The sequence below is a fragment of the Arsukibacterium tuosuense genome (genome assembly GCF_900215315.1).
In the GTDB taxonomy this organism is placed as follows: domain Bacteria; phylum Pseudomonadota; class Gammaproteobacteria; order Enterobacterales; family Alteromonadaceae; genus Alishewanella; species Alishewanella tuosuense.
This window is the reverse complement of record NZ_OBEB01000002.1, coordinates 89753-116404: the sequence shown is the minus strand read 5'-3', so window position 1 is coordinate 116404 and position 26652 is coordinate 89753. Positions and strand designations below refer to the sequence as shown.

17 protein-coding genes are annotated in these 26652 nt (G+C 52.2%); 9 read left to right on the top strand and 8 right to left on the bottom strand.

The features are described 5' to 3' along the window. Complete coding sequence (locus tag CRO03_RS05020; RefSeq protein ID WP_097110540.1) at window positions 1–966, bottom strand: alpha/beta fold hydrolase; 966 nt, start codon at window positions 964–966, stop codon at window positions 1–3. A gap of 191 nt (window positions 967–1157) precedes the next feature. Here CRO03_RS05020 and CRO03_RS05015 point away from each other — a divergent pair, with 191 nt between their 5' ends. Genes CRO03_RS05015 through dgt form a run of 4 tightly spaced genes read left to right on the top strand, consistent with a single transcriptional unit; the run spans window position 1158 to window position 4860 of the window. Continuing rightward, a complete protein-coding gene (locus CRO03_RS05015) occupies window positions 1158–1742 on the top strand; it encodes a DUF7010 family protein (RefSeq protein ID WP_097110539.1) in 585 nt (194 codons plus the stop codon). Further along, on the top strand, window positions 1739–2809 hold the full coding sequence (locus tag CRO03_RS05010) for a sensor histidine kinase (protein ID WP_097110538.1): 1071 nt from the start codon (window positions 1739–1741) through the stop codon (window positions 2807–2809). Before CRO03_RS05015 ends, CRO03_RS05010 begins: the two co-directional genes overlap by 4 nt. Then, window positions 2806–3402: a response regulator transcription factor gene (locus tag CRO03_RS05005; RefSeq protein ID WP_097110537.1), complete on the top strand. Its 597-nt coding sequence runs from the start codon at window positions 2806–2808 to the stop codon at window positions 3400–3402. The genes CRO03_RS05010 and CRO03_RS05005 overlap by 4 nt, the downstream gene beginning before the upstream one ends. Before the next feature lie 3 nt (window positions 3403–3405). Continuing rightward, window positions 3406–4860, top strand: a complete 1455-nt coding sequence (gene dgt / locus CRO03_RS05000) for a dGTPase (protein WP_097110536.1) — start codon at window positions 3406–3408, stop codon at window positions 4858–4860. A gap of 29 nt (window positions 4861–4889) precedes the next feature. Here the strand turns inward: dgt and CRO03_RS04995 are convergent, their stop codons facing one another. Beyond that, a complete protein-coding gene (locus CRO03_RS04995) occupies window positions 4890–6680 on the bottom strand; it encodes an alpha/beta hydrolase (protein ID WP_097110535.1) in 1791 nt (596 codons plus the stop codon). A 138-nt stretch (window positions 6681–6818) separates the two neighbouring features. On the opposite strand from CRO03_RS04995, the gene CRO03_RS04990 reads away from it, so the two are divergent. From CRO03_RS04990 to CRO03_RS04980, 3 genes are all read left to right on the top strand, one after another. After that, window positions 6819–8966 (top strand): winged helix-turn-helix domain-containing protein, encoded by a 2148-nt coding sequence (locus tag CRO03_RS04990; RefSeq protein ID WP_097110534.1) that lies wholly within the window; start codon window positions 6819–6821, stop codon window positions 8964–8966. An 85-nt stretch (window positions 8967–9051) separates the two neighbouring features. Next, on the top strand, window positions 9052–9603 hold the full coding sequence (locus CRO03_RS04985) for a DUF3617 domain-containing protein (RefSeq protein ID WP_097110533.1): 552 nt from the start codon (window positions 9052–9054) through the stop codon (window positions 9601–9603). Window positions 9604–9627: 24 nt separating this feature from the next. Beyond that, window positions 9628–10620 (top strand): aldo/keto reductase, encoded by a 993-nt coding sequence (locus CRO03_RS04980; RefSeq protein ID WP_097110532.1) that lies wholly within the window; start codon window positions 9628–9630, stop codon window positions 10618–10620. A gap of 1 nt (window position 10621) precedes the next feature. Here the strand turns inward: CRO03_RS04980 and CRO03_RS04975 are convergent, their stop codons facing one another. The 4 genes from CRO03_RS04975 to CRO03_RS04960 form a co-directional block, all read right to left on the bottom strand. Further along, window positions 10622–12271: a methyl-accepting chemotaxis protein gene (locus tag CRO03_RS04975; protein WP_170948950.1), complete on the bottom strand. Its 1650-nt coding sequence runs from the start codon at window positions 12269–12271 to the stop codon at window positions 10622–10624. A 159-nt stretch (window positions 12272–12430) separates the two neighbouring features. Then, window positions 12431–13438 (bottom strand): LacI family DNA-binding transcriptional regulator, encoded by a 1008-nt coding sequence (locus tag CRO03_RS04970; protein WP_097110530.1) that lies wholly within the window; start codon window positions 13436–13438, stop codon window positions 12431–12433. Window positions 13439–13459: 21 nt separating this feature from the next. Further along, window positions 13460–14821, bottom strand: a complete 1362-nt coding sequence (locus tag CRO03_RS04965; RefSeq protein ID WP_097110529.1) for a glycoside-pentoside-hexuronide (GPH):cation symporter — start codon at window positions 14819–14821, stop codon at window positions 13460–13462. A 36-nt stretch (window positions 14822–14857) separates the two neighbouring features. Continuing rightward, entirely contained in the window at window positions 14858–16216 is a 1359-nt protein-coding gene (locus CRO03_RS04960; RefSeq protein WP_097110528.1) for a GH1 family beta-glucosidase, read from the bottom strand. Between the two features lie 171 nt (window positions 16217–16387). Here CRO03_RS04960 and CRO03_RS04955 point away from each other — a divergent pair, with 171 nt between their 5' ends. Next, complete coding sequence (locus CRO03_RS04955) at window positions 16388–17677, top strand: sugar MFS transporter (protein ID WP_097110527.1); 1290 nt, start codon at window positions 16388–16390, stop codon at window positions 17675–17677. Beyond that, window positions 17674–20259 (top strand): glycoside hydrolase family 3 N-terminal domain-containing protein, encoded by a 2586-nt coding sequence (locus tag CRO03_RS04950; RefSeq protein ID WP_212682344.1) that lies wholly within the window; start codon window positions 17674–17676, stop codon window positions 20257–20259. The genes CRO03_RS04955 and CRO03_RS04950 overlap by 4 nt, the downstream gene beginning before the upstream one ends. Window positions 20260–20792: 533 nt before the next feature. Here the strand turns inward: CRO03_RS04950 and CRO03_RS04940 are convergent. Together CRO03_RS04940 and CRO03_RS04935 are read right to left on the bottom strand one after the other, a co-directional pair. Then, complete coding sequence (locus CRO03_RS04940; RefSeq protein WP_097110525.1) at window positions 20793–23804, bottom strand: TonB-dependent receptor; 3012 nt, start codon at window positions 23802–23804, stop codon at window positions 20793–20795. A gap of 25 nt (window positions 23805–23829) precedes the next feature. Beyond that, the gene (locus CRO03_RS04935; RefSeq protein WP_245861482.1) at window positions 23830–26466 is read right to left on the bottom strand and encodes a glycoside hydrolase family 16 protein; all 2637 of its coding nucleotides are present in this window, start codon (window positions 26464–26466) and stop codon (window positions 23830–23832) included. Window positions 26467–26652: the final 186 nt, after the last annotated feature.

The following is a 26652-nucleotide window of genomic DNA, read 5'->3' as shown; positions in this document are numbered from 1 at the left end:
TCAGCCTTGATGATGCTCAGTCAGATACTGGCGAATTTGCTGGTTCAGCCAATCAGGTGCGTCAGCCATAATAAAATGTTTGGAATTGCGGGCGAATGCGAAACGATGATATGCAGCCGGTGCCTTGGCCAGTTGCTGCTCATAGTTGGCTTGTACCTGCTCAGGTGTACTGTAAGGTGCACCATGTTGCAGCGCGCCAAGGGTCAGCACCGGCACCCGGATAGCAGCCAATTGCGGCCGCAAATCTGCGCGCATCAGCTCACCCATCACCCGGCCGGACGTTGGGCCATCCGAGCGGGTCATGTCGCTGGCAATACGCTGCTGCCAGCCGGGGTCGGATGCCATGCTGCGAGCCATGGCCATAGGGTCGAAACCACCACGTTGCGCCGGCTTACTGTCGCTGTCTGTGGTCACATTTTCCGGCGGCGCGCTGTTTTGTGAAAACAACGCACCGAGCGCGGGTAAGCCATCAACATTAATCGCCCCACCGATCTGCTCCGGAGCGCCTGCTGCCAGCGCCAGTGCCAGATATCCCCCTAAGGAATGGCCAATGACGACAGGCTTATCCAGTTGCTGCTTGTTTATGTAGCCTAAAATGGCCTGTTGCTGCAATGCCAGATAGCCCTCACCCCAATTTTGCATTGGTATCGGTTTTACCCCACCGAATCCGGCGAGGGTGAGAATATGCAATTGATAGTCGGCCTGTAATGCCTCAACGGTGCTTTGCCAGACGTCACCTGACGAGGCCACCCCCGGAATGAGTATGACAGCCGGCCCCTCGCCAATGACCTCGACGTTAAAGCAGGCGCAAGCAGTTTGCTGCTGGCTGGCAGCATCAGCGACAACGGCTGCGGGTTTAGCCAGCAGCGCACTGGCGGGAGTCATTGCCGTTGCGGCCAACAAGGCAACTGTACAAAGGGTTTTGATTTTCACGGTAACGGTGTGGTTCAAAGTTGTGCGTTTCATATGGCTATTCCTGTTAGTCAGTGGCTGTTATTCAGCTGCCACCAGCCTAACCCGAATCAGGCCGCTATCAGGCTCACAGTTGTCATCAGTTGCGGGTGACATTTGTCATTAAAATCGCTGACAAAGCACACTGCCGAATTTTTTGTTACTGACCAATACTTACCGGCAACAACACAGCAGAGGACAGACAAATGACCACTCTTACTTTAGAACAATACAGAACTCAATTTGCCCAGCGGCGCTTTCTGGCCATGCCGTTAACCGGAATGCTGGTATGGACTGCTATGGCGGTTACCGGCGCGTTGCTGCCGCCGCAGCAAGCAATTATGGCGCTGTTTATCGGCACCGGTAGCATTGTCTATCTGGCAATGGCAATAGCGCGGCTGACCGGTGAAAAAATGAGTTTTAAAAAGTCACAGAAAAACCCGTTTGATAGTTTGTTTCTGTACGGAGTGGTAATGGCGGCTCTGGTTTATGCCATCGCCATCCCATATTTTCTGGCAGATTATCGCTCTTTGCCGTTTAGTATTGGCATTCTTACCGGACTAATGTGGTTGCCGTTGGGCTGGATTATTCAACATTGGATTGGCTTGTTTCATACCCTGGCCCGCACCGCATGCTGCACTGTGGCGTGGATAGTGGCACCAGAGCATAGTTTTGTTACTATGCCATTAATTATTGTCGCAATTTATGCCATCAGCATCGTGACGCTGGAGCGGCGCTGGCGTAAGCTGCAACCACTAAACACCTTAACCGCACAGGCATTGGCACAATGAATACACAGCTGGAACGGAAAATGAGCTGGGTTTACCTGATAAACCTCATTTTCTATATTATTCCGCTATTTACTGTGAGTTTTGCGCCGTGGCAGTACCTGAGCATGCTAACGGCGCTGCTGCTTTTTCTGGGTTGTTATTTCTGGGCTTATCGTTGTAACCGCCACACCATGCACTGGCCTATCGCCGGCATCGTGCTGGTGGCCGCCCTGATCACCCCGGTAAACCCGGGTTCTGTCTCGATGTTTGCTTATGCCGGTTTTTTTATCGGCTTCGCTTATTCACTGCGCCGCTATCTGCTGCTGATGGCGCTACTGACAGGCTTGATGGTGCTGCTTGAAATAACGCTGACTATTCACTGGAACCTGTTTTTAGTTATGGGGATCCCTATTGTGCTGGCAGTCAGTTTTCTGGGCCGGGCCGAGCAGACAAAACAGCGCCATTATCTGGCGGAACAACAAAGCGAAGATGAAATAAAGCAACTGGCTGCCATGGTTGAGCGCGAGCGGATTGGTCGTGATTTACACGATATTCTGGGCCATACCTTATCCAGTGTAATTTTAAAAGCCGATCTGGCCACCAAACTATTGGCCCATCAGCAAACAGAGCCTGCCCAACAGCAGTTAGCCGAGCTTAGCCAGATTGCGCGCGATGCCCTGAGCCAGGTAAGACAAAGTGTTTCCGGTTACAAGCACCAGGGGCTAACCGCTGAAGTGGCTAAACTGCTTGGCCGGTTGCGGGATGCCGGCTTTCAGGCCGCGTTAAAAGGCGAAATACCGGTACTCAGTAATCGGCGGGAAACTGCTGTCATTCTTGCTCTGACCGAGCTGGTAACCAACGTAATGCGCCATAGCAAAGGCGACAGTTGTCAGTTGCAGTTTTTACAGCAAGACAACAATTTGCACATTTGCCTCAGCGATAATGGCCCGGCGACAGCTATTAACGAAGGCAATGGCATAACCGGCCTGCGGGAGCGGCTGGCGGCGATAGGTGCCACTCTGGCGTTACAACAGCACCATGGCGTAACGGCAACCATTCAATTACCGCTGCAGGAGCAGACGTTATGAATATTTTACTGGCTGAAGATCAGGCGATGATCCGCACCGCGCTGGCCAGCCTGCTGCAGCTGGAGGCGGATTTTCAGGTGACAGCAGCGGCAGATGGCAGTGCCGCACTGAAACTACTGAAGCAACAGCCTTTCGATTTACTGCTAAGCGATATTGAAATGCCCGGTTTAAGCGGTATTGAGCTGGCACAGTATATTCAGCAACAGCAGCTGGACACCAAAGTGGTGATCATTACCACCTTTGGCCGGGCCGGTTATGTTAAGCGGGCGATGGACGCCGGAGTTGGTGGCTTTTTACTGAAAGATGCCCCGGTAGAGCAACTGGTGCAGGCCATCCAACAAGTCATGGCCGGTAAAAAGGTGGTCGACAGTGAGCTGCTGTTAAACTCGCTGGGCGAGCAAGACCCACTCAGCGACAAAGAACGCCAGGCACTGCGGCTGGCGGCTGACGGTAAAAGCACCAGCGAGATTGCTACCGCGCTTTACATCGCCGAGGGTACCGCCCGTAACTATTTGTCAGAGGCCATTAGCAAACTGCACGCCGCCAACCGGATTGACGCCGCGAGGATTGCCCGGCAAAAAGGATGGTTATAAATTATGGATTTTCGTAATAAAATCAGTGCTTATCGGTTACTACAAAGCCGCAGTGATGAGCTGCAAAGTGCGCTGGAAAGTGACCGCGGCCGGATAATTAACTCGGCCGCTGTGCGCCGGCTGCAGCAAAAAACCCAGGTGTTTCCGCTGGAGCGCAATGCCGCAGTGCGCAGCCGGCTGACTCATTCCTTGGAAGTACAACAAACCGGCCGCTTTATTGTCCAAACCATCTTCAAGCTGTTAAGCGCCGAGCAACAGGCCGCCTGCGGCTTAACCGGCTTAGAGCGGCCGATAGAGTCGCTGGTAGAAATGGCCTGCCTGCTGCACGATGTCGGCAACCCACCGTTTGGCCATAGTGGTGAAAGCGCTATTAACAGCTGGTTTAATCAGGCCCTGCCTGAACTCACTAGCCGGCATCAGTTGCAGGGCAAGCCTTTATGGCACACCCTTAGCACTGAACTGGCCCAGTTTGAGGGTAATGCCCAGGCCATCCGGTTGGTACATAGCCTGCAACGGATGAACCTGACGTACAGTCAGGTAGGCTGCATTTTAAAATACACCCGTTTGGGCACTGAGGGTAAACCTGACAAAAACCATAGCCAAAGTTACTTACAGAAAAAGCCCGGCTACTATTTTGCCGAGCAGCAATTTGTACAGCAGCTATGGCAGCAGCTGGAGACCGAAGCGGGTTGCCGCCAGCCGCTGACTTACATTATGGAAGCCGCCGATGATATTTCCTATTGTCTGGCCGATTTGGAAGACGCGGTTGAGAAAGGCCTGTTCAGTCTGGCCGAACTGGCCCGGCAACTAAACAAAGCCTTTGCCAGTCTGGAACCGCAGGGCCGGCTGATTGCTACCCACAGTGGCGGTAGTGAAAGTTTTTCTGCACTGGTTAAAGCGGCACTGGATAAAGCAGAAGCTGAACCTATTAATAAAAACTCGGCCTTTTTTATCAAGCTGCGGGTAGGCATGATCCACCCACTGGTGCGCCATGCCGCAGAGCAGTTTATCGCCAATATTGACGAGGTATATCACGGCAGTTTAAACCGCGCCTTGCTGGAAGATGACAGCCAGTACCATGCTATTACCAGCACCTTTAAGCAGGTCGCCCGCCAGTTTGTGTTTAACCAACCCGAAGTTGAAACCCTGGAATTACAGGGCCAGCGTATTATTGCCGGCCTGCTTGACTGCTACCAACCGCTGCTGCTGTTATCCGCTGCCGATTTTACTGCCGTGCTGGCCGACCAGGGTTATGCCTTTGGCCGGGAACAGCGGCTGGCACACCGGCTGCCAAATAAGCATGTGGCCGCTTATCAGCTGGCGGTTGCCGCCATAAACGACAATCACACGGCGCTTGAGCTCTATTACCGCTGCCGGCTGCTACAGGATTTTATCAGCGGCATGACCGACCATTTTGCCTTTGATGAGTATCAGGCACTGGTGCTTTGCGCCAGTTAAAAGCTGCCAAACAGCCAAAATAAACACGGTTAGGGCAGCTGCAACTGAGCAAACAGCCAGTCCAGCGCCGCTTTTATTGTTTCTGGTTGTTGTAATGCCAGCAGATGGTCACTGTTGTTCAGCGCAATATACTGACCATTAGTTTGCTCAGCCTGCTGCCGATTCCAGCTGGTACTTTCCTGTTGCCATAAACTAAGCAGCTCTGCGCTTTCCGGGTTCGCATCAATCTGCGCCTGCTCAAAATCAGTATCAATAACCGATACCGGTATCGCGCTCAGCATCGGTAGTGCGGCATAGGCGTCTAAATCAGCACTGTAAGCCGCTATTTCCCGGGCCCGGTTTTGCTGATGGCTGATCAGTAAGCGCTGCTGGCTGATCAGGTCAAAATAATGCCAGTCCATTAACGGATTATCGCCAACCAGCTGTTCGGCGTGGCTGCGCTCAGCCTGCAACTTTTGCGACGTGCGTTCAGTCCAGGCGCCTGTCGCCAGATGCGGCAGCAGTGCCTCCAGATTTGCCAGATACCAATCGGCCGGATAGCCCTGATAAACGCTTAGCGCATTAGGGGTGGGTACGTCCGGGTCTACCAGCAGCATAGCTTTAATATCAAAGGCTTGCTGTTGTTGCTGATAGAATAACCTGGCACTGATACTGGCACTGGCCATCGCCACTATCACCACCTGCTGTTCGTCCAGCTGCTGTAACGCCGTTGCCAAATCCTCGGCAAAACGCCGGTATGACAGGTCATCGTCGCTTTCGCTGAAACCATTACCCAGCCGGTCGATACTGTATACCCGGTACTTTTCTGCCAGCAGCGGTTGCAACAGGGCAAACCAGGCACTGTCGCTGTGGTAGTTTTCATTGGGGCCGGCCAGTAGCACTACCGCCGGGCCGGCATGTTGCTCTCCCATCAGGCGCACATGCATACGCTTGTCGCCAACCTGCACTAAACTGGACGCTTCAGGCAGACGCGGGCTGTCCAGCTGCTGAAAAAACTGCAGAATTTCGGCTGAGGTATCAAACTGGCTGAACTGCCACTGATGCTGCCCTTGCTTAATACTGAACAACTCGGCTTTTTGCCGGCCATTGCTATAACTGAGCAGCTCAACCTGCTCAGTCGCCAGTGTCTGCTGCTGGGCCAGCGGCAAGCTATTGTTCAGGCTAGCAAAACGGGCTATCGCCTGTTTGGCTGAGACCAGACCAAAATTAGAGTCTGTATAACCATTGTAGGGCAACACCGTATCGTTTTTACCCATGGCCATCATTATCGACACCGGCTGCTCTGGTGCACAGCTTTGCCACAACTGCCCTGACATCGGTGCGGCGACCACCGCAACAGCTTTGAAACGGTTGCTGCGATTACAGGCCAGATTCTGGGTAAATAAGCCGCCCTGAGAGAACCCGGCAGCATAGATCTCCCCTTGCTGCAGACGATGCCTGGCACTGATATCAGCAATAACTTCGTCAACAAAAGCTAAATCGTCAATGCCCAGCCGGTTGGCAATATTACAATTACAGCCTTCATTCCATTCGATAGTGCCCGCTTGCGGATAAGCCACAATGTAGTCATTACTGTAGCGATTGAAGTCAGCCGTCCGTTGCATATCTGCACTGCTGCCACCCGAGCCATGAAAGGCCAGCAGTAGCTTGTATTCCTGCTCCGCACGGTAATTGGCGGGCAGCACCAGTAGATAACTACGATCGCCCAGTTTCATCAGGTTGCTGTTATCCGGCTCACTGTCGCCACCGCCGCAACCCGTCAGTAACACGGCGAGCAGTGCCGCTGACACCAGCTGCAAAAATCTTAGTTGTAATTTCATATTGCTTTCCTGTTAACATAAAGTCGCCAGCCAACCTAAAGATAAACCGCAGATATAGCGATAATGGCCAGGTGATGGATTTATGATGAAAAGCTTACTGTTACTTTTCAGCTGTTAAACAAGGGGTTAGAACAAGCAATGAACAAACAGCAATGGCAGCTGGGCCGGCTGATATTTGACCCGCAACGCCGCACCCTGCAGCGGGCCGGCCAACAGTGCACACTGGAACCAAAACAGGCCCAGCTGTTACTGTTGCTGGCAGAACATGCCGCTGAGCCGGTAAGCCGCGAACAACTGATTAACGAGGTATGGCAGGGCCGAGTGGTCAGCGAAAGTGCGATTAACCGGGCGGTTAGTTTATTGCGAAAAGCCTGTGCCAGCCTGGACCCGGCAACCGACTATATTGCCACTATTCCTAAGCTGGGCTATTGCCTGCTGCCGGACGCCCGCTTACTCAGCACCGTTACTGTATCAGAGACCGAGGAAAATACAGCGCCGCTCATCCCGCCGCACAATGCAGATAAGCCGGAGCAATCCACAGTAAAAATGACCGAAGCACGGCCAACGGCTTCCCGCAACAGTATGGTGATATGGTTGTCTGTGGTACTTGCGATTGCAGTAGTTGCAGCAAGCTGGGCCTGGCTGCAATCGGCGCCTGCCGCCACCACACAGAATAAAGTACTGATCCCTGAGCCGCTTACCAGCTTTGATGGTGCAGAGTTTGATATCAGTAGCAGTATCGATGGTCAGCTGTTATACCACCGCCGCGACGCCGAAGGTAAAATTCAACTATGGTTACGCAGTGAGCAGCAGGATAAACCGCTTATTGCGACGCAGGTGCAGGTGCAGGCGTTAAATGGCAGCATCAGTCCGGATGGGAAGCAAGTGGTATACCGCAGGATCGACGGCAACCAATGCCAGATAATGTTGTTGTCTTTGGATTCGGCCTCGCCCGAACGCGCTTTATTTGACTGTCCGACCGACAGTGCATTTGAGGCCAGCTGGAGCCCTGACAACGAGTACTTCTTTTACCGGCTGCGCCAGAGCAAAACCCGGCCTTATCTGGTGTATCGTTATCAGATTGCCACCGCCAACCTGCAACAACTTACCCTGGCAGACCCAGCCAGCTTTAACGGCGCTGTCGCTCTGGCTATTGCCGCCGATGGCCAGCAACTGGCGGTTGCCAGCTATCTTACGCCTGCGCGCAGCCGGCTCAGCTTATATCAGCTGGCTGACGGCCAGCCACCACAACTGCAGCACACGACTGATCTTGATATTGCGGTGGTCGATTTAAACTGGCCAGCGGGCCAGCCGCTGATGCTGGCCAGCAACAACCAACTTTTTTCGCTGGCGGCTGATTACAGTCTTAAGCATTACTTTTACTCACAGCAGCCTGTGAACTCGATAACCAGCACGGCACAACACCTGTATTTTGCCAGTCAGCAGCAACAGGCCGATATCTGGAGACAGCCGCTGCAGGATGCTGATACAGATACAGATACTGTGCAGGCTGCTGATTCAGATACTGGCGGCAATGCCGTGCCCCTTATTTACAGCTCGCGGCTGGATATTTTACCCCGGGTTAATCAGCAGGATACGGAGTTGCTGTTTTTAACCACCCGCCAGGGCCTGCATCAAATCTGGCGAAAACCTCACAACGGGCCTGAACATATGCTGGCAGCAATACCGGCACCGGCTGGTTTTATCCGGCTCAGCTGGTCATTTGATCAGCGTAGCGTTTATTTCAGTCAGCAAGGGGCGGTATATCAGCTTGAACTGGCAAACGGCCAGTTAAGCCAGTTATTTTCAGCTGAACATCAGGCCTATGTCGTTAACCCTGGCCCTGATAATAACAGCCTGATCTACAGCAGCAACAAAACGGGCGACTGGCAACTCTGGCGCTATCAGCAGCAAGGCGACGTCCACCAGCAGCTGACAACCCACGGTGGTTATAGCGGTTATCATCAGAGCAACACCCTGTATTACAGCAAATATCATCAGGATGGCCTTTGGCAGCGCGATCTTGACAGCACGGAAGAGCAACTGCTGTTAGCTGACTTTGATAAAATTAACTGGCTGAACTGGCAGCTACAGGGCGAATCCATCATCTATTACCAGCCGGGGGCCGGCATTTTCCGGCAATTACTGGGCAAGCAGACTGAACCTGAGTTACTGCTGGCCTACAGCCCCGAACTGGTGCATCACTACAGTGTCAGCAACCGGGCGATATACTTTGTCAAACGCCAGCCGCCGCAAGGGGATATTTACCAGCTGCCGCTGCCATAAGGCGTTCACTTTGCAGTTTTTCCGGTTAGCTTCTATGCTTGCTGTTTGTTTACGTTGTCTTGTTTAACCGTCATGGAGGATTATCATGCAAGATTTTAAAATGTCAGCGAAGCCCACTTTAATCACTGCCGCCTGCGCTGCCGCGCTTAGTTTAAGCCTGTCTGCCAGTGCCGAAACGCTGAAACTGGATGTCGAACCCGGCTTATGGCAACATACTTTCAGTATAAAAACCGCCAGTGGCGAACTGGAACGGGCGATGCAAGAACTGGAGCAACAATTAGCCAGTATGCCGGCTGCCCAGCGGCAAATGATGGAAAAAATGATGGAAAGTCAGGGTATGTCTTTTGATTTAAAAGGCAGCTCGGTGCAGGTTTGTCTGACCCAGCAGGAAATCGATCGCGGCCAGTTACCACAACAGGATGGCTGCCAGCAGCAAATCAGCCAGACCGGCGATAACAGTTACAGTTTTTCTTTTAGCTGCGATACTAACCCACCAACAAGTGGCGAAGGTGATATGACATTTAGCAGCCGTAAAGCTTATAGTGGCAATGCCAGTTTTACTACTGAAGTAAATGGCAAAGCCGAACAAATGACCATGCAACAAAGCGGCAAGTGGCTTAAAGCAGATTGCGGCTGATTTTTTAACGTTTTAGGACCCGCTATGCCCGCTACCGTCACCACCCAGAACTGTTATCCGCTGGCTAACCAGCTGCGCCAGCACAGTCCGTTAGTATTTGGTTGTATGAATTTAGGCGGCGGCTGGAACAGCAACCCGCTGTCTGCCGCTGATATTACTGAAGCCCATAAGGTAATAGATGCCGCGCTGGAAGCGGGGATCCGGATCTTTGATCATGCTGATATTTATACCTTTGGTAAGGCCGAGCAGGCTTTTGGCAAGGTATTGGCAGAGCGCCCGGAACTGCGGCAGCAGATGTCGCTGCAATCAAAGTGCGGTATTCGGTTTGCAGATGATGACGGCCCGCAGCGTTACGACTTCTCAGGACAATGGCTAACCCAATCCGTCGATAATATTCTGCGCCGGCTGCAAATCGAACAGCTGGATATCTTGTTACTGCACCGGCCCGATCCATTAATGCAGCCAGAGGAAGTAGCGGCCACGTTTGGCCAACTGATCCAGAGCGGCAAGGTTAAACACTTTGGCGTGTCGAATATGCAGCAACACCAGTTAGCGTTGCTGCAAAGTTCGCTGGTGGACCCGCTGCTGGTTAATCAGCTGGAACTGAGTTTAAGCCATCTGGCCTGGCTGGATGAGGGCACCACCGCAGGTTGCAGTGGCCAGCCCGCGGTCAATTTCAGCGCCGGCACTATCGAATATTGCCGCCGGCATAAAGTGCAGCTGCAAGCCTGGGGTAGCTTAAGCCAGGGCCTGTTCACCGGTAAAGATATCAGCAAGGCGCCAGCGCATGTCAGGGCGACCGCTACCCTGGTGCAGCAATTAGCTGCCGAATATCAGGTAACGAAAGAAGCGATAGTATTGGGCTGGTTAATGCGCCACCCGGCGCATATCCAACCGGTGATAGGCACTACCAATATTCAGCGGATTAAAGCCTGTGCAGAGGCCGGGGAAGTGCAGCTAAGCCGCGAGCACTGGTATGCGTTATACCTCAGTGCCCGCGGCGCGGCGTTACCGTAAATTAATCTGTTTTAAAACGACTAACCTGACCACTTAGCCCCGTTGCAACCTGTTGCAATGCTGTGACGGCGCCACGATTTTGTTGCAGGGTCAGCGTGGTTTCACGCGACATAGTGGCAATTTGTTCAATATGCCGGGCCAGCTCACTTACTGCCGCGGTTTGTTCACTGGTTGAACGCGACACATCACGGACATTGTGCAGTGAATCTTCAGCCTGCAACCGAATTTGCTCCAGCATGGTTACCGCCTGATTGGCCAACTTCAGCCCCTGGGCCACCCGCGGGGCAGATGTTTCCATCGCCAGCACAGCTTGCTGGGTTTCATCCTGCACCAACTGGATCATGCCGGCAATTTCGGTAGTTGCCTTGCTGGTACGCTCTGCCAACTGGCGTACTTCATCTGCCACTACCGCAAAACCCCGGCCAGACTCACCGGCCCGCGCGGCCTCTATAGCAGCATTTAATGCCAGCAGGTTGGTTTGTTCCGCAATGCTGCGGATCACCCCGGCAATACCGGCAATATCTTTCGAGCGTTGCTGTAAGCTGCCAATCTGGCTGGCAGATTGCTGCACGGTTTCAGCGACAACACCAATTTCGGTTGCGGCATCTTTGACCAGTTTTGCGCCCTGCGCTGATAATTCTGCGGTCTTCTCCGAGTTTTGCTCGGTCAGCTGCACGGTATTGGCTACCTCATTCAGGCTAACGGTCATTTCCTCAATGCTGGCCGCAGAGGCGGTTGATGATGACGCCTGCAACTCAGAGGCCTGTAACGCTTCTTTTGAAGCAAGATCAAGCTCTGTCGCCTGCTTTGATACCGTTGTTGCTGCGCTGATCACTTCTTTTAAGGTTTGGCGCAGTTGTTGCTGCATACTGGCAACAGCGGCCAGCATACTGTCTGGCTGGCTGTCTTTAATCCGGGTTGTCAGATCACCACCGGCAATCTGGCTGACAATTTCCGCCGCCAACGCAGGCTCGCCGCCTAATGAGTTGCGCAGATAACGAGCGATATACCAAGCAGTAATGGCACCAATAACAATTGCCAGTAAGGTCAGCAACACCATCGACAGAGCGAAGGTTGCCGCTACATCTCGGGCATAAGTCGTCGCTTGTTGATTTTTCTGTTCCTGAAAATCGATAAAGGCATTAATACTGGCCAGCCAGTCGACAAAAGCCGGGCTCATTTGCTGCAATAATAACTGTTGCGCCGCAGCTTGTTGTCCTTGCTGACGTAACCGGATCACCTCAGCAGCTAGCGGCTGCGCCCGTTGCTCAACCTGATGAATAGTGTCCAGCAGACGTTGCTCAGAGTCACTGATGTCAGCACTGGCCTGAAACAGCCGGTCCATTGGCTGACGCGACTGCTGATAAAAAGCCTGCAACTGGTTAATATCATTCAGAATAGGGGTCAGATCCGCCACGTCTGGTACCAGAGTAATATCACGCAATGCAATTGCCCGGTCATGCACACTACCGCGGAAATTAATGGCGTAGCGTTGCTTAACCGAATTCACTTCGGTGATTTGTGTCAGGGTAAGATTTATCTGGCTAACCCGTTGCACACCAAATAAGGTCAGCGCCACCATCAGTAACAGCACAACCCCGAAACCCAAAGCCAACCGCATCGCGACGGTCATCGACTGCGTACTCTGCATAACTATACCTCTACTGCAAACGGGCAACATGCGCGTTGAGGGGCGCACTATACGCTGTTGTTTTAATCAAAACTAATGAATTTAACCTGATTGATTAAACGAAAAAATGGATTAATTTATAACCGATTGCCTGCTATAGCATTCTGCAATATTTGCTGCTTAGGTAACGGCTGCCTCTGCCACGGAGTCACGCGGAATTAGATGAGGATCAAAAATTTGCTGCACTTCAATGCTGCTTTGCTGGTACACCTGTTGCAGGACCCAACGGGCTGCCATCTGGCCCATAGCACTAACCGGATAATCAATAGTTGAGAGTTTCGGATAGGTGTAATAGGCAAAATTAACGTTATCGAAGCCCATTACTGAAAAGTCAGCCGGCACTTCGTAGCCCAGCTCGCGGGCGGCGGTCAGGGCACCCGATGCCATTTCGTCATTGGCACAGACCACAGCGCTGAATGGCCGGCCGCTGGCCAGCAGCGCCTGCAAGCCTTTGCTGCCACCAGTTTCGCGAAAATCACCTTCAAAAAATAACGCCTCTTCAGCGGTTAACTGATACCCGGCCAGTGCCCGCTGATGGCCATGAAAGCGGTCGCGGGCATCGGTTTTCCACATGGGTCCGGCAATGTAGGCGATATGGCGGTGGCCCTGCTCCAACAGGTAACGGGTGGCCAGATAGCCACCGAGCTCGTTATCCAGGCTGATACAGCGATCAGCCAGCGCCGTTATCTGGCGGTTCAATAGCACGAAAGGAGTTTGTTTCTTACTTAAATCGATTAAATACTGATCGCTGACCGCTTCAACATGCAAAATAAGCGCGTCACAATTGCGGCTTAGCAAAAACTCGATACCATCTTCTTCAGTAGCCCGTTCACTGTGGCCGGCGGCAATAATGACGTGTTTGCCCGCCGCCCGGAATTCCGCCTCGATCCCGGTCAGCATTTCGCCATAAAATGGTCCGTGTAACTCGGAAACCAGAATACCTATGCTGTTAGAGCGGCTGGATGCCAGCGACTGAGCAATAGAGTTCGGCCGGTATCCCAGTTGTTCCATTGCCTGCAACACTTTGTTGCGGGTGGCTTCACTTACCCGGACATTGTTATTCATCACCCGGGAAACAGTGGCCAGTGATACGCCTGCTAATTCAGATACCTGGTATATGGTTGCCATGGTTTACCTGTACTTATTATTTTAGGCATTTACTCTAGCATGCTCTGGCGCGATATCACCAGATTGCCGTGCCAGTTGCTGGTGAATGTCCAGCACCCGCTCGCTGTTAAGCCGGTAGCGACTCATGACCAGCGCGACCAATACTGACCCGATGGCCGGCAGCAGGGTAAAGCTGAGCAAAATACCCTGCTGCGCCTCCGCGCTTTGTACCGTGTCAGCCTGATAACCAAAACCGGCCAGCAGCCAACCTGCTAAGGCGCCACCCAGGGCCAGCCCCAGTTTTATAAAAAAGACGATAGAGGAATACACCAGGCCGGTGATCCGCACCCCGGTTTTATAATGGCCGTAATCAACCGCATCGGCCATTTTCGCCCACAACAGCGGCGTCGCCATTTGTAAAAAGAAGCCCCAGAGAAAATACAAACCGAAGGCCAGTACCAGTTGCTCAGTGCCAATAAAAAAGCTGATAACACAAATAAACGCCGAGATAAGCTGCAAACCAATGTAGGCTTTCACTTTGTCGATATATCGACTTAACCACTGCGCCGCCGCACAGCCAGCAATATTACCCAGCATGCCGAGGGTAATAAAAGCGGTGATTAAGTCTTCCCGGCCCAGAAAGTATTTCACGTAGTATATTGCCAGGGTGGTGCGCAGCACCATGCCGGTTAACAGGAAAAACGCCGCCACACATAAGATGCGCCACTGATCATTCTGCCATAAGGCGCTGAAACTGTTAGCCAGGGTCAGCTGTTGATTGGCAGGGGCATGCACCCGCTCGCGGGTACCAAAAAAGCACAGTAAAAACAATAATAAACCTAAGGCACTCATCGCGGCTATCGTTAGCTGATAGCCTCTGGCGTTGTCGCCATTGCCAAAGTAATTAACTAACGGCAAGGTGCAGGCTGTAACGAGCAGGCCGCCCAGCATACCAAACACAAAACGGTAAGACTGCACAGACACCCGCTCGGTCGGGTCAGCGGTTAATACGCCACCGAGTGCCGAGTAAGGAATGTTGATAGCCGTGTAAGCCAGCATCAGCAGAGTATAAGTAGCAAAAGCGTAAATCACTTTGCCATTGGCTGATAAATCGGGAGTAGTGAAGGCCAATACGCTGCACAGGGCAAATGGCAGCGCCAACCACAATAAATAGGGCCGGTATTTGCCATGGCGGCTTTGGGTTTTATCTGCCAGTGCGCCCATAAGCGGGTCGGTTACGGCATCGATGATCCGCACCAGCAGAAACATAGTGCCCACTACCGCTGGCGAAATACCAAAGATATCAGTATAAAAAAAGGTTAAAAACAGCATTACCGTCTGAAACACGATATTACTGGCCGTATCGCCAAGGCCGTAGGCCACTTTTTCTTTTTTTGTCAGCATGCTAACCCCATGATGGCGCGTTAATTCTGTTTATTGTTATTTGTTAGCAATTTTCTGGTCGTTAGCCTGTCTGTTGGCAAAGCAGTCGCGCAAGGCAATGGCACTGGCTTTTAACGTGCGTTGCTGGGTGGTGTAATCAACATAGACTATACCAAAACGTTTGGCATAGCCTTCCGCCCATTCAAAATTGTCCATCAGGCTCCAGGCAAAGTAGCCGTCGATGCGCATGCCGGCATTTATGGCGTCTTCCACGGCTTGCAGGTGTTGCTGAAAATACGCTATCCGTTCCTTATCCTGCACCTGGCCCTGCTGCAGACGGTCCGGCATCGCCGCGCCATTCTCCGTAATATAAACCGGAGGTAACTGATAGCGCTGGTTTATATCCAGTAAAATCTCAGTCAGCCCTGCCGGGTAAATTTCCCAGCCCATGTCAGTTAAAGGGGGGGCGGTTGGCGGCACGTCACTGAACCAACCTTTGCCGTTGTCACGATATACTGTGCGGGTATAGTAATTAACGCCGAGAAAATCCAGCGGCCGGGCAATAATTGCCATATCGCCCGCAACGATGTCCGGTTGCTCGCCAAGCGGTAACTGCTGTAATAGCGCCGGATAACAACCTTCCATTAACGGCTGAATATACCAATGATTATGATACTGATCGGCCATCCTGGCTGCCTGCATATCGGCGTCGCTGTTGCTGGCCGGATGACATGGGCTGAAATTAAGGACTATACCGTTCAGCGCCTGAGGGGCATTCTGTTGCAACACCTGCATCGCCAGACCATGCGCCAGCAGTAAATGATGGGCGACCTGGCGGCCTTGCTTGCGATTCTGAACACCCGGCGCATGAATACCGGCTTCGTAACTTAAGTAGGCACTGCAAAAGGGCTCGTTTAACGTGGCGTAGGAGTACACTCTATCAGCAAATGCCTTACTGATCAGGTCAGCATATTCGGCAAATTTGTATGCTGTCGCCCGGTTTAACCAACCGCCGTTATCTTGTAAATACTGCGGTAAATCCCAGTGGTATAACGTAACAAAGGCTTTTATGCCTCTTACTTTAAGGGCGTCCAGCAGTTGCAGATAAAAATCCAGCCCGGCCTGATTAACACTACCATCAACATTAATTACCCGGCCCCAGGCAACAGAAAAACGGTAAGCGTCAACGCCAAGCGCAGCAATAAGTTCAATATCTTCACGCCACCGATTAATATGATCACAGGCTGTCAGGCCGTCAGAGCCGTCTTTAATCCGCCCGGGTTCGGCACAAAACGTATCCCAGATACAAGGCAGCCGGCTGTCGGCAGCACCTTCAATTTGAAATGAGGCCGTCGCCACGCCAAAGGTAAAGTCAGGTTTAAGTAAGGCTGAGTTGGCAGCTAAGGAGATTTTCATCAATTTGGCTATCTTCCGAACGTAAAGTTACTGGCAGCTGGACGACAAAAAATTTGCCAACAGCGTGATATATGCTATAAATGAAAGCGCTTACATAATACTAGACGGCGCAGGCCTGTACGTCAACAACCCGCCCGTCAATAAAAACACTATTCACCCGAGGGGAACAAGATGGCTACTTCACCATTACCAACAACGGCGGGCCTCAGTAGCAGCGGCGGCAATGAAAATTACCGCTTTGCTCTGACTGCGCTAACCTCACTGTTTTTTATGTGGGGCTTTATTACCTGTCTGAATGACATTTTGATCCCCTACTTAAAAATGCTGTTTGATTTAAGCTACACCCAGGCCATGCTGATCCAGTTCTGCTTTTTTGGTGCTTATTTTATTGTCTCAGTACCGGCCGGCATGCTGGTCAGCAAAATTGGATATAAAGCCGGTATCGTTACCGGCTTACTGATCGCCGGCGCTGGTTGTCTGCTGTTTGTACCAGCGGCTGCCGCCCATGTGTATGCGATGTTTTTACTGGCACTGTTTGTACTGGCTTCAGGCATTACTATTCTACAGGTCGCGGCCAACCCTTATGTCAGTGTACTGGGCCAGCCTGAAACCGCCTCCAGTCGCTTAACCATGACTCAGGCCTTCAATTCATTGGGTACCACGGTAGCACCTTTTTTCGGTGCCTGGCTTATTTTTGGCGGGCTGGATGCGCCGGAGCCGGTACCCGGTGCCGTTACCGAATCAACCGTACAGTTACCCTATTTAATTCTGGCTGCCAGCCTGGTGCTGCTGGCCATCATCTTTGCCTGGTTGAAATTACCGGCTATGGGCAAAAAAGACCCTGCTGAAGCCTTACCGCTGGGCGGTGAAGCCTGGAAACAACGCCACTTAATGCTGGGCGCACTGGGTATTTTTGTCTATGTCGGCGCGGAAGTTGGTATCGGCAGCTTTCTGGTCAGTTATTTGTCGATGCCGGAAATTGGTGGCATGTCTAAAGGCGCAGCATCGCACTATATCGCCTGGTATTTTGGTGGCGCTATGGTAGGCCGTTTTATTGGTGCAGTGGTGATGCAGAAAGTTAACGCCGGCAAGGTGCTGGCCTTTAATGCCGTTTGTGCCGTGTTATTACTGGCATTAACCATTTTATCATCCGGTAAGCTGGCAATGTGGTCATTGTTATTAGTCGGGCTGTGCAATTCTATTATGTTCCCTACTATTTTCAGTTTAGCCATTGCCGGTTTAAAGCAATATACCAGCCAGGGCTCGGGCATTTTATGTCTGGCTATCGTCGGCGGTGCTATTTTACCCCTTTTACAAGGCGCATTAGCCGACAGCTTTGGTGTGCAGCTGGCCTTTATTCTGCCGCTGCTGTGTTACATCTATATCGCCTTTTACGGCCTGAACGGCTGCAAACCACGCACCGTGGTGCCTGCTGCCGGTGTGACCAAGGACGTTTTATGACTTTATTTAAAAAACCGTTTTATGCACAAACCTATGTAAAGCCTTTAATGCTGGCAATAAGCAGCGGGCTGTTACTGGCGGCCTGCAGTAAACCCGCTCCCGATTCGCCGGACGTTGCCCAGCCAGACCCGGTAGTGGATAATATTAGCATCTGGCCACAGCTGAACTTGCCAGTACAACAAGACCCGGCCATTGAACAAGCCATTACTGAGTTAATGGCCGGGATGACGTTACCGCAAAAAATTGCCCAGATGATCCAGCCTGAAATTCGCGATATTACGGTGGAAGATATGCGCCAGTATGGTTTTGGCTCCTATCTGAATGGTGGTGGCGCTTTTCCGAATGACGATAAATACGCCAGCCCGGCCGACTGGATTGCCCTGGCTGAAAGCATGTATCAGGCGTCGGTTGATGCCAGCCAGGATGGCAGTACTATCCCTACCATGTGGGGCACAGATGCGGTGCATGGCCATAACAATGTGATTGGCGCGACTATTTTTCCGCATAATATTGGCCTGGGCGCCGCCAACAACCCGGCATTAATAGAACAAATAGCCAAAGTTACTGCCCGCGAAGTGATGGTAACCGGTATTGACTGGGTATTTGCGCCGACGGTAGCAGTAGTGCGTGATGATCGCTGGGGCCGCACTTATGAGGGCTATTCAGAGCATCCACAAATTGTCCACGACTACGCCGCAGCCATTGTTAAAGGCTTGCAGGGCGTAGCAGATGGTGACTTCCTTGGCGATGATAAAGTGATTAGCACCGTTAAGCACTTCGTTGGCGATGGCGGCACCACCGGCGGTATTGATCAGGGCAATACTGAAGTTACCGAGCAACAACTGTTTGATATTCACGCCCAGGGCTACGTTGGTGGCCTGCAGGCCGGCGCGCAGTCGGTAATGGCCTCTTTTAACAGCTGGAATGGCAGTAAAATTCATGGCGATCAGTATTTGCTGACCGACGTACTGAAAAACCGGATGGGTTTTGATGGTTTTATTGTCGGCGACTGGAATGGCCATGGCCAGATCCCGGGTTGCACCAACGAAGACTGTCCACAGGCAGCCAATGCCGGGCTGGATATTTACATGGTGCCAACCGCGGCCTGGAAACCTTTGTATTACAACCTGATTAAGCAGGTTGAGGGCGGCGAGATCAGCATGGCGCGGATAGACGATGCTGTACGGCGTATTTTGCGGGTTAAAATGCGCGCCGGCTTATTCGATAAACCCAGTCCGGCCAAACGGGCCCTGGCTGGTAAAACCGAACTGATTGGCGCAGATGAGCACAGAGCCGTCGCCCGCGATGCGGTGCGCCAGTCGCTGGTGTTGCTGAAGAACCAGAATAAATTATTACCCTTAAACCCGCAGCAGCGGCTATTGGTTACCGGCGCCGGCGCCGACAACATCGGCCAGCAAGCCGGTGGCTGGACCATCAGCTGGCAGGGTACCGGTAATACTAACGCCGATTTCCCCGGCGGCAGTTCCATTTACGACGGCATTGCCCGCCAGGTTAAGGCAGCCGGTGGTAGTGTTGAGCTTTCAGCCGATGGCAGTTATCAGCAGAAACCGGATGCGGCTATTGTCGTGTTTGGTGAAGAACCTTACGCCGAAGGCAATGGCGACATTGATAATCTGGAATATCAGCGCGGCAATAAAACGGACTTAGCGCTGCTTAAAAAGTTAAAAGCAGACGGTATACCGGTAGTGTCGCTGTTTATCAGTGGCCGGCCGCTGTGGGTTAACCCTGAGCTGAATGCTTCTGATGCCTTTGTTGCAGTATGGCTGCCGGGCAGCGAAGGTGAAGGGGTAGCAGACGTTATTCTGACCGACGCCGATGGTGCTGTGCAGTATGACTTTCATGGCAAGCTATCCTTTTCCTGGCCAGCCAGCCCGCAGCAAACGGCGGTAAATTATGGCGATGCTGATTATCAGCCGTTGCTGTCATACGGTTTTGGCCTGCGTTATGGTGAAGACGACGTATTGGCTGCAGTATTGTCTGAGCAGGTTGAGCAAAGTAACCAGTTGACCGAGTTGGTGATCTTTGAACGGGCACCACGCTCGCCGTGGCAGTTACAGCTGCAAAGTGGCAACGCTAACTCCAGTGAGAGCGTCATGGTTGGCAGCAGCATTCAGCAACTGGGCGCCATCAGCAGCCGCACCTTTGATAAGGAAGTGCAGGAAGACGCCCGTCGCTTTGAATTTGATGGCAGCGCCAGTGCAGCGCTGCGGTTTATCAGCCCGTTTCCGCGCGATTTACGGGCCTATGCCGAGGCCGACAGCCAGTTAACGGTGTTGGTAAAACGTCAGGGTGAGGTACCTTCGCAGGTAATGCTGGGCATGGCCTGCGGCGATGACTGTGGTGGCGCGGTAAATATCAGTGCGGCGCTCACTGCCATGCCGGAACAGCAGTGGCAACCACTGGCGGTGAATTTGAGCTGCCTGCAACAGCAGGGCATGAATTTGGGCCAGGTGTTTCAGGTGTTATCGGTACAAAGCAGCGGTAAGTTAACCCTGAGTCTGGCGGATGCCAGAATAAGCCCGGTAGCTAACCAACAACACACTGTGGTTGCTTGCCAGTAGTAACTCTTCTGCTTGAACACTGCCGTTGTAACGAGGGCGCCAGCAGGCGCCCTTTTTTTGTACCTCTCACAGCTCTCATAACTATGGCCCCTGTCTGTACTGAGCTACTAAAACTGATACTAACACTATCTCCGAGGGGCTCGGGGGCTGGTGTGCTTACGAAGCAGCGGCAGGGATGCCGCGGAAGCTGAAGGGGCACAGGGATGTGATCCTTGAAGCTGGCGCAGTAAGTATCTTCAGCCACTACACCTGACTGAAGGCACAGTGACTGGTGTGCTTACGGAGCAGCGGCAGGGATGCCGCGGAAGCTGAAAGGGCACAGGGATGTGATCCTTGAAGCTGGCATAGTAAGTATCTCCAGCCACTGTGCCTTTACACCGATCTCTACGGCACCCGTTTTCAGCACATCACCAGCCACCCAACCTTGCAAGATCGATGTAAATATCAGTGCAATATACAAAATACGCGCAAAAAAAAGTGCCCGCAAGCGGGCACTAAACCGGAGTTACAACAGGGAGGGTGTTACAATATGATCAATTACCCATGGTGTATCTGACACCAATGGCATAGCGTGGACCATATTGCGCAGCACTTAAGAACTGTCTTTCAAACCGGCCAAAGCTGCGCTCGGTTTCGTTGGTCAGGTTAATGCCTTCGAAGAATACGGTCAGGTTTTCATTAATATCGTAGTTAACGCTTAAATCCCACTGTAAGTATTCTTCAACATAATTTGGCGGCGCATCGGTTGTGTCCGGCTGGCCCTGTCCCGCCAGATATTCATCACGCCACGCGGCCGTTAACCGGACAGACAAGCCCTCTTTCTCGTAGAACACCTGCCAGTTAGCCGAGTTACTCAGACCGGGAAGAATCGCCTGTGCCGCCAGCACGAAATTATCGTACTCGACATCACCGTCAACCAGCGTGCCGTTTATTCCCGTGCCGAAGCCACTGTCGCCAAACACGTGCTGCACTGCAAACTCCAAGCCGTTTACCTTCCTGGCTCCGACGTTTTCAGGGGAATTGATTGTCCACTCAATCAGAGGATCGGTAGCGGGGTCAGGCAAGACCCGATTGTTTTCACCTATACCCACTCCATTAGCAACAATCTCATTGTAAATGGCGCCATCGGTGGCCTGCTCGCCACGAGCCTCGATGGCTGCAACCGCATTATTCCAACGCTGGCCCTGATAAACGTCATGCAAGCCCTCGAAGGTTGTGTTGACCTGTGAGTTATCGATCCAATCGTCAACGTCTTTCCAGAACAGACCTATGGCCGCATAGCTCGCCTCGCCATAGTAATACTCCAGCGAGAGATCGAGGTTGGTTGACTCAAATGGCTTCAGATTAGGGTTGCCGCGGCTACCACTTCTGGCGCCAATCTTGGGTGAGGGCGTCAGACTAAGATTGCCAAGCATCTGCCCCAGGGTTGGCCGGGTAATGGTCTTACCTGCCGAGAAACGTCCAACCCAATCTTCGGTAATATCCACTTTCAAGTCAAACATTGGCAGCAGTAAGTCATAGTTGCCGGTGAACTCGACCTCTACCAGGTCTCCGCCGCCAGCGAACTGCGTCAACCACTCTGAGCCGCCTGCCCAATAGACATACTCAGGCACCCGGCTCTTAGCCGGACTGACGATGTCGGTTTCTTCATAACGCAAACCGAGGTTCACATCGATATAGTAACCTTCGACTTCAAATTCCCACTCCGTTGAAACAAAAACACTGACCGTTTCTTCCTTGATGCGATTCACCGGGAACATGTCCGGCCCAAATGAGCCAATCTCGTAGGCATCAGCGCCCAGAACATCCTCTGTAAGGAAGGCCATTTGGCGGATGATGGCTTCATCGATATCATAGGTATAGGCATACCCAGGGGATACCCCCTCTGGTCCGAAGGAAAATTGATTCAGAAAGTTACTCAGGTCAACACGTTCAAACATGCTATCCGGGAAGATTTCGGCAAAAGTGCCGTTGTTGAATCCCGGCGCGTTTGCATTGTTGGAGCCGCCAGATCCACTCAGAGATTGTTCAGTGTAAGCCGCACCGAATGAAACACCCATCAGGCCATAACCGAGGTCGGGCAGCCAACTGCCGTCAAACTGATACTGAGTCACTTCTGATTCACCCGGGGTGCGGGTAAAGATGCTGAAGTTCGATCCTATTTCACTCGGGCTAAGTTCATTGCTGCCATTTTGCCACCTGATGTTATAGCCTGGAATCTCACCCTCGCGGAAAAAATACTCCTTGGATGAGAGGGCGGCCGAGCCCAGAATAATCCGCGCCTGTGACCCCAATCCCTTATCCTTACCATTGTCTGTGGTGGTTTTAGAGGTATGGGCATCAAAGCTGAAGTTTAATGAATCAGAAAACGCCCAAGCGACATTAAAACCAGTGGCTTTTGAGTCGACCTCGCCTGTTTCCCTGAACCCGGTAAAAGAGCCATCATCGCCGGATGAGTTGTAATAAATGGCAGTGCCGTTTTCATCCAACTCATAGGCATTAGCGTTGCCACCAAAGGAACCGTTCCATACCCCCCAGGACAGCGAGTTATTGCCGGTCACCGCATTGGAAATGGTGTGATCCAGGGTCAGGATCACATCATCCGTTGCCGCAAACTGAAAGGTCACCTGACCATTGGTTCGCTCACGCTGAATATCATCGCGGGCGAAACTGATTTCCTGAGGAAAGAATGCTGCCGAAACAGGTTGTAAATCGCCGTTGTCATCGGGTGCCCAGAAACGGGGAATAACCTCACCGCTGGCATCCACTGGCCGGCCATCCACAATATCCGACTCATCTACCGACAAGGAAGGGTTTAACTGCCAGGAACGGACATTGCCTGACTGCCGCTGGAAGTCTCTGCGGTGGTAGGAGAAGTTAGCGGTTACGCCGAAGCGGTCATCCATAAAGGTATTACTGTAAATACCCGCTAATTCGGGTGTCACGTCGTCACCGGCTTCATTTGAAGAGTCATACAGGCCCTTCGCCATAATAGAGTAGCGTTCCCCCGGGTTTTGGAAAGGTTTAGCGGTAACAATATTGACCGTTGCACCCAGGCCGCCTGTTGGTACATCTGCACGGGCGGTTTTGTATACTTCTAACGCGCTGACGCCCTCGGAAGATAAGTTTTCAAAGTTAAACGACCGTGAAAAACCCGTTCCCGCCATCTGACGACCATTTAGCGTAACCAGGTTGAATTCCGGACCAAAGCCCCTTACGGTAATCTGGCTGCCTTCACCGTTTGCCCGACTTACCGAGACCCCGGTAATCCGCTGCAGCGATTCAGCCAGGTTAGTGTCGGGAAACTTACCCATTTCCTCTGCAGAAATGGCATCCACTACGCCCGAGGCTTCGCGTTTCACGTCCATCGAACGCGCTAAACTACCGCGAATACCCTTAACCTGAATAACTTCGACATTGACGTCCTGAGCCTGTTCTTGCTCTTGTTCCGCTTGCTGGGCCTGCACCGGCATTAGCAGGCCGGCTGTCAGTACGACTGATACCGCAATGGCAACCTGGCTTTTATTAAATAATATTGGTTTCATAATGGTTATACTCTCGTCGCACTGATTAGTTATTAGAAATTTCAACGTTATCAATCTGATATACCGCACCCGTGCCAGTACCCCAGGCCGGGAACACCATAATCACACTGATGTCGCTGATATCTAAGCCAGCGTCAAACAGGCTCTGTAACGAAAAGCTGTAACGTTGCCATTCACCGGTTACCGGCGCCTGGTCGTTGTTGCCTGCGGCTAAAGGCAGCTCCACTGCACTGGCGGCGCCAGTCGATTCAATTTTAAATAACCAGCTTGAGTCTGGGTTAGCCGGGGCATCAACCACCCGCATATCAAAACTAACGCTGCCGCTGGCCAACAGTGGCGTTGCATCGTACGAGACATCTTCGTTGGCTAAGATACCCTGCACGGTTTCTGGCGAACCCAGCACCGAGAACTGCGCTACATTGCCATAAGGGGCACCGGCATCGACTACCTGGGGCGTTGAACCTGCGCAACAGTCCCACAAGCTCCAATCCGGGTTAACCGCATCACGGAACAGGGTCAAGGCGCCGCCACTCTGAGCATTCGGGTTATAGATCCGGACATTATCCAGCCGGTACACGGCACCATTACCGGTATCCCAGGCTGGGAACATCAGCAGTACGTCAATAGCACTGATATCCAATCCGGCGTCAGAAAGGCTTTGAATGCTAAAGGTATAAGTGGCCCACTCACCGGTAGCAGGCTCAATGCCGCCACTGCCAGCACTTAATGGCAATTCAACGAATGATTCACCACCGTCTGCTTCTATTTTAAACAGCCAGCTTGAATCCGGGTTGGCCGGGGCTTCAACCACTTTCATCTCAAACTGAACCACACCTTCGCTTAGTAAAGCAGACGCATCAAATGGCTCTGCTGCAGCTTCCAGCAGTCGGGTGTTAAAGCCCATTACCGTTGGCGTAGCGCCAATGGTAAATTCTGCAGTAAGACCATGTGCTTCATCATCCATCACTTCAACCGGGGTGGTACCGCCACAACAGTCCCACATCGGCCAGGCCGGGTTTTGTTCATCAGTAAAGATGGTAAGCTGAGGCGATGCGGCATCTGGCTGGGCAATTTTTACGTTATCAACCTGGTACACAGCACCATTACCGGTGTCCCAAGCTGGGAAAATCATAATCGCATCAATGGCAGACAAATCCAGACCAGTATCGGCCAGCATCTGCAGCGGGAAGGTGTAGGTTTGCCACTCACCGGTCACCGGCGCGATACCTTCACTGCTGGCCGTAATTGGCAGCTCGGCGAAAGTAGTGTTTTCATTGCTCTCTACTTTAAATATCCAGGTAGAGTCCGGGTTGGATGGCGCCGAAACCACCAGCATATCAAAGCTGATACTGCCGTTTTCAATTAACGGTGAGGCATCAAAGGGGCTGGGTACGCCTTCCGGATCGGTAATAAAGGCTGAACGGGTAATAAAACCATTTACCGTAGGCTGAGCATTGACCACAAACTCATACACATTGCCACGGTCGGCCACTTCAACCAAAGCCGGGGTAGAACCACCACAGCAATCCCATGCCGGCCAGTTCGGGTTAGGCGTGTCAGCAAAAATAGTCAGGTTCTGGGCAACACCGGTTGATGGAGGCGACGGAATGGGCGCTTCACCAATAACCAGCGTCTCTTCGTCTTTATAGCCGGCGCGTACTGTTTCACAGCCTCTACCGCTGTCTAAATCCTGGCCGCACTGATATACCCTTACATAATCAATTTCATAGGTCTGGCCATCAGCAAAGGCGTCAGCATCAATGCCCAGGTTATTGACGTTTTCCGGCCAGTTACCACCAACAGCCAGGTTCAGCAGCAAGTGAAAGCGCTGATCAAAAGGAGCGCTGTTCCATTTCGTTTCCAGCTCACCGGTAACGATATCAAAATACTCGGCAAACCAGCCGCGATGACTGAGGCCAACAGCTTCGCCACGGCTGTTAAAGCGCACTTTCGAGGCCATCTGAGTTTGGTACAGGTAGCCATCAACGTACCAGCGAATTTCGCCTTCATTCCATTCAATAGCATAGGTGTGGAAGTCATCAGCCGGATTCATTCCCTCTGGCAACATATAGGCTTTGCCTGAACTGGCGTTGTTCGGCCAGTCGCGGCCATAGTGCAGGGTGCCGTGAACGTTAGCTTCCGCCACGCCATCTTCTCCGGCCACTTTCAGGTTAACCGCTTCAACAATGTCAATTTCGCCAGATTTCGGCCAGCCGCCATAGACTTCGTCAGTAGGCAGCATCCAGAACGCCGGCCAGCTACCCTGACCTGACGGCAACTTAGCACGCATTTCAAAGCGGCCATATTTAAAGTCACCCTGGTATTTGGTATTCAGCCGGGCCGACGTATAAGGTAAGGGCGCGCCTTCTTCTGCCGGTAACGCGACAATTTTCAGGGTGCCGTCGGACACAAAAGAGTTGTCCGGGCTGTCGGTATAGCATTGTTTTTCATTATTACCGCCGCCGGCGCAATTTACTTCATGCGTCCATTTGCTGTCATCAATGCTGGTGCCATCAAACTCGTCACTCCAAACCAGTTGCCAGTCACTTACCGGCTCGGTTGGGTTAACAGCCGTTAAATCCGTTGTGGTAGCAGTATCGCCACCGCAACCGGCCAGGCCTGCCGCCATTAATAAGGCGGTTAACGTTGAAATCTGTTTCATTTTAATTATCATCCCCTGGGTCTTTGCTACCTGCTGACTGAAACGCCAACACCAATAAAGGTATCTGCAACATAAAAATGTAAGCGCTTACAAAAGGTAGATGATTAAATTTCAGCCGTCAATAGCGCTGCGACAAAAAGCCTGACCAAAGCGGTGCAAATTATGGCAACAAAATGACTTTTTTAT

Coding starts and splice junctions, on each gene's coding strand:
- CRO03_RS05020 (WP_097110540.1), bottom strand. CDS start 966: ATGAAACGCACAACTTTGAACCACACCGTTACCGTGAAAATCAAAACC.
- CRO03_RS05015 (WP_097110539.1), top strand. CDS start 1,158: ATGACCACTCTTACTTTAGAACAATACAGAACTCAATTTGCCCAGCGG.
- CRO03_RS05010 (WP_097110538.1), top strand. CDS start 1,739: ATGAATACACAGCTGGAACGGAAAATGAGCTGGGTTTACCTGATAAAC.
- CRO03_RS05005 (WP_097110537.1), top strand. CDS start 2,806: ATGAATATTTTACTGGCTGAAGATCAGGCGATGATCCGCACCGCGCTG.
- dgt (WP_097110536.1), top strand. CDS start 3,406: ATGGATTTTCGTAATAAAATCAGTGCTTATCGGTTACTACAAAGCCGC.
- CRO03_RS04995 (WP_097110535.1), bottom strand. CDS start 6,680: ATGAAATTACAACTAAGATTTTTGCAGCTGGTGTCAGCGGCACTGCTC.
- CRO03_RS04990 (WP_097110534.1), top strand. CDS start 6,819: ATGAACAAACAGCAATGGCAGCTGGGCCGGCTGATATTTGACCCGCAA.
- CRO03_RS04985 (WP_097110533.1), top strand. CDS start 9,052: ATGCAAGATTTTAAAATGTCAGCGAAGCCCACTTTAATCACTGCCGCC.
- CRO03_RS04980 (WP_097110532.1), top strand. CDS start 9,628: ATGCCCGCTACCGTCACCACCCAGAACTGTTATCCGCTGGCTAACCAG.
- CRO03_RS04975 (WP_170948950.1), bottom strand. CDS start 12,271: ATGCAGAGTACGCAGTCGATGACCGTCGCGATGCGGTTGGCTTTGGGT.
- CRO03_RS04970 (WP_097110530.1), bottom strand. CDS start 13,438: ATGGCAACCATATACCAGGTATCTGAATTAGCAGGCGTATCACTGGCC.
- CRO03_RS04965 (WP_097110529.1), bottom strand. CDS start 14,821: ATGCTGACAAAAAAAGAAAAAGTGGCCTACGGCCTTGGCGATACGGCC.
- CRO03_RS04960 (WP_097110528.1), bottom strand. CDS start 16,216: ATGAAAATCTCCTTAGCTGCCAACTCAGCCTTACTTAAACCTGACTTT.
- CRO03_RS04955 (WP_097110527.1), top strand. CDS start 16,388: ATGGCTACTTCACCATTACCAACAACGGCGGGCCTCAGTAGCAGCGGC.
- CRO03_RS04950 (WP_212682344.1), top strand. CDS start 17,674: ATGACTTTATTTAAAAAACCGTTTTATGCACAAACCTATGTAAAGCCT.
- CRO03_RS04940 (WP_097110525.1), bottom strand. CDS start 23,804: ATGAAACCAATATTATTTAATAAAAGCCAGGTTGCCATTGCGGTATCA.
- CRO03_RS04935 (WP_245861482.1), bottom strand. CDS start 26,466: ATGAAACAGATTTCAACGTTAACCGCCTTATTAATGGCGGCAGGCCTG.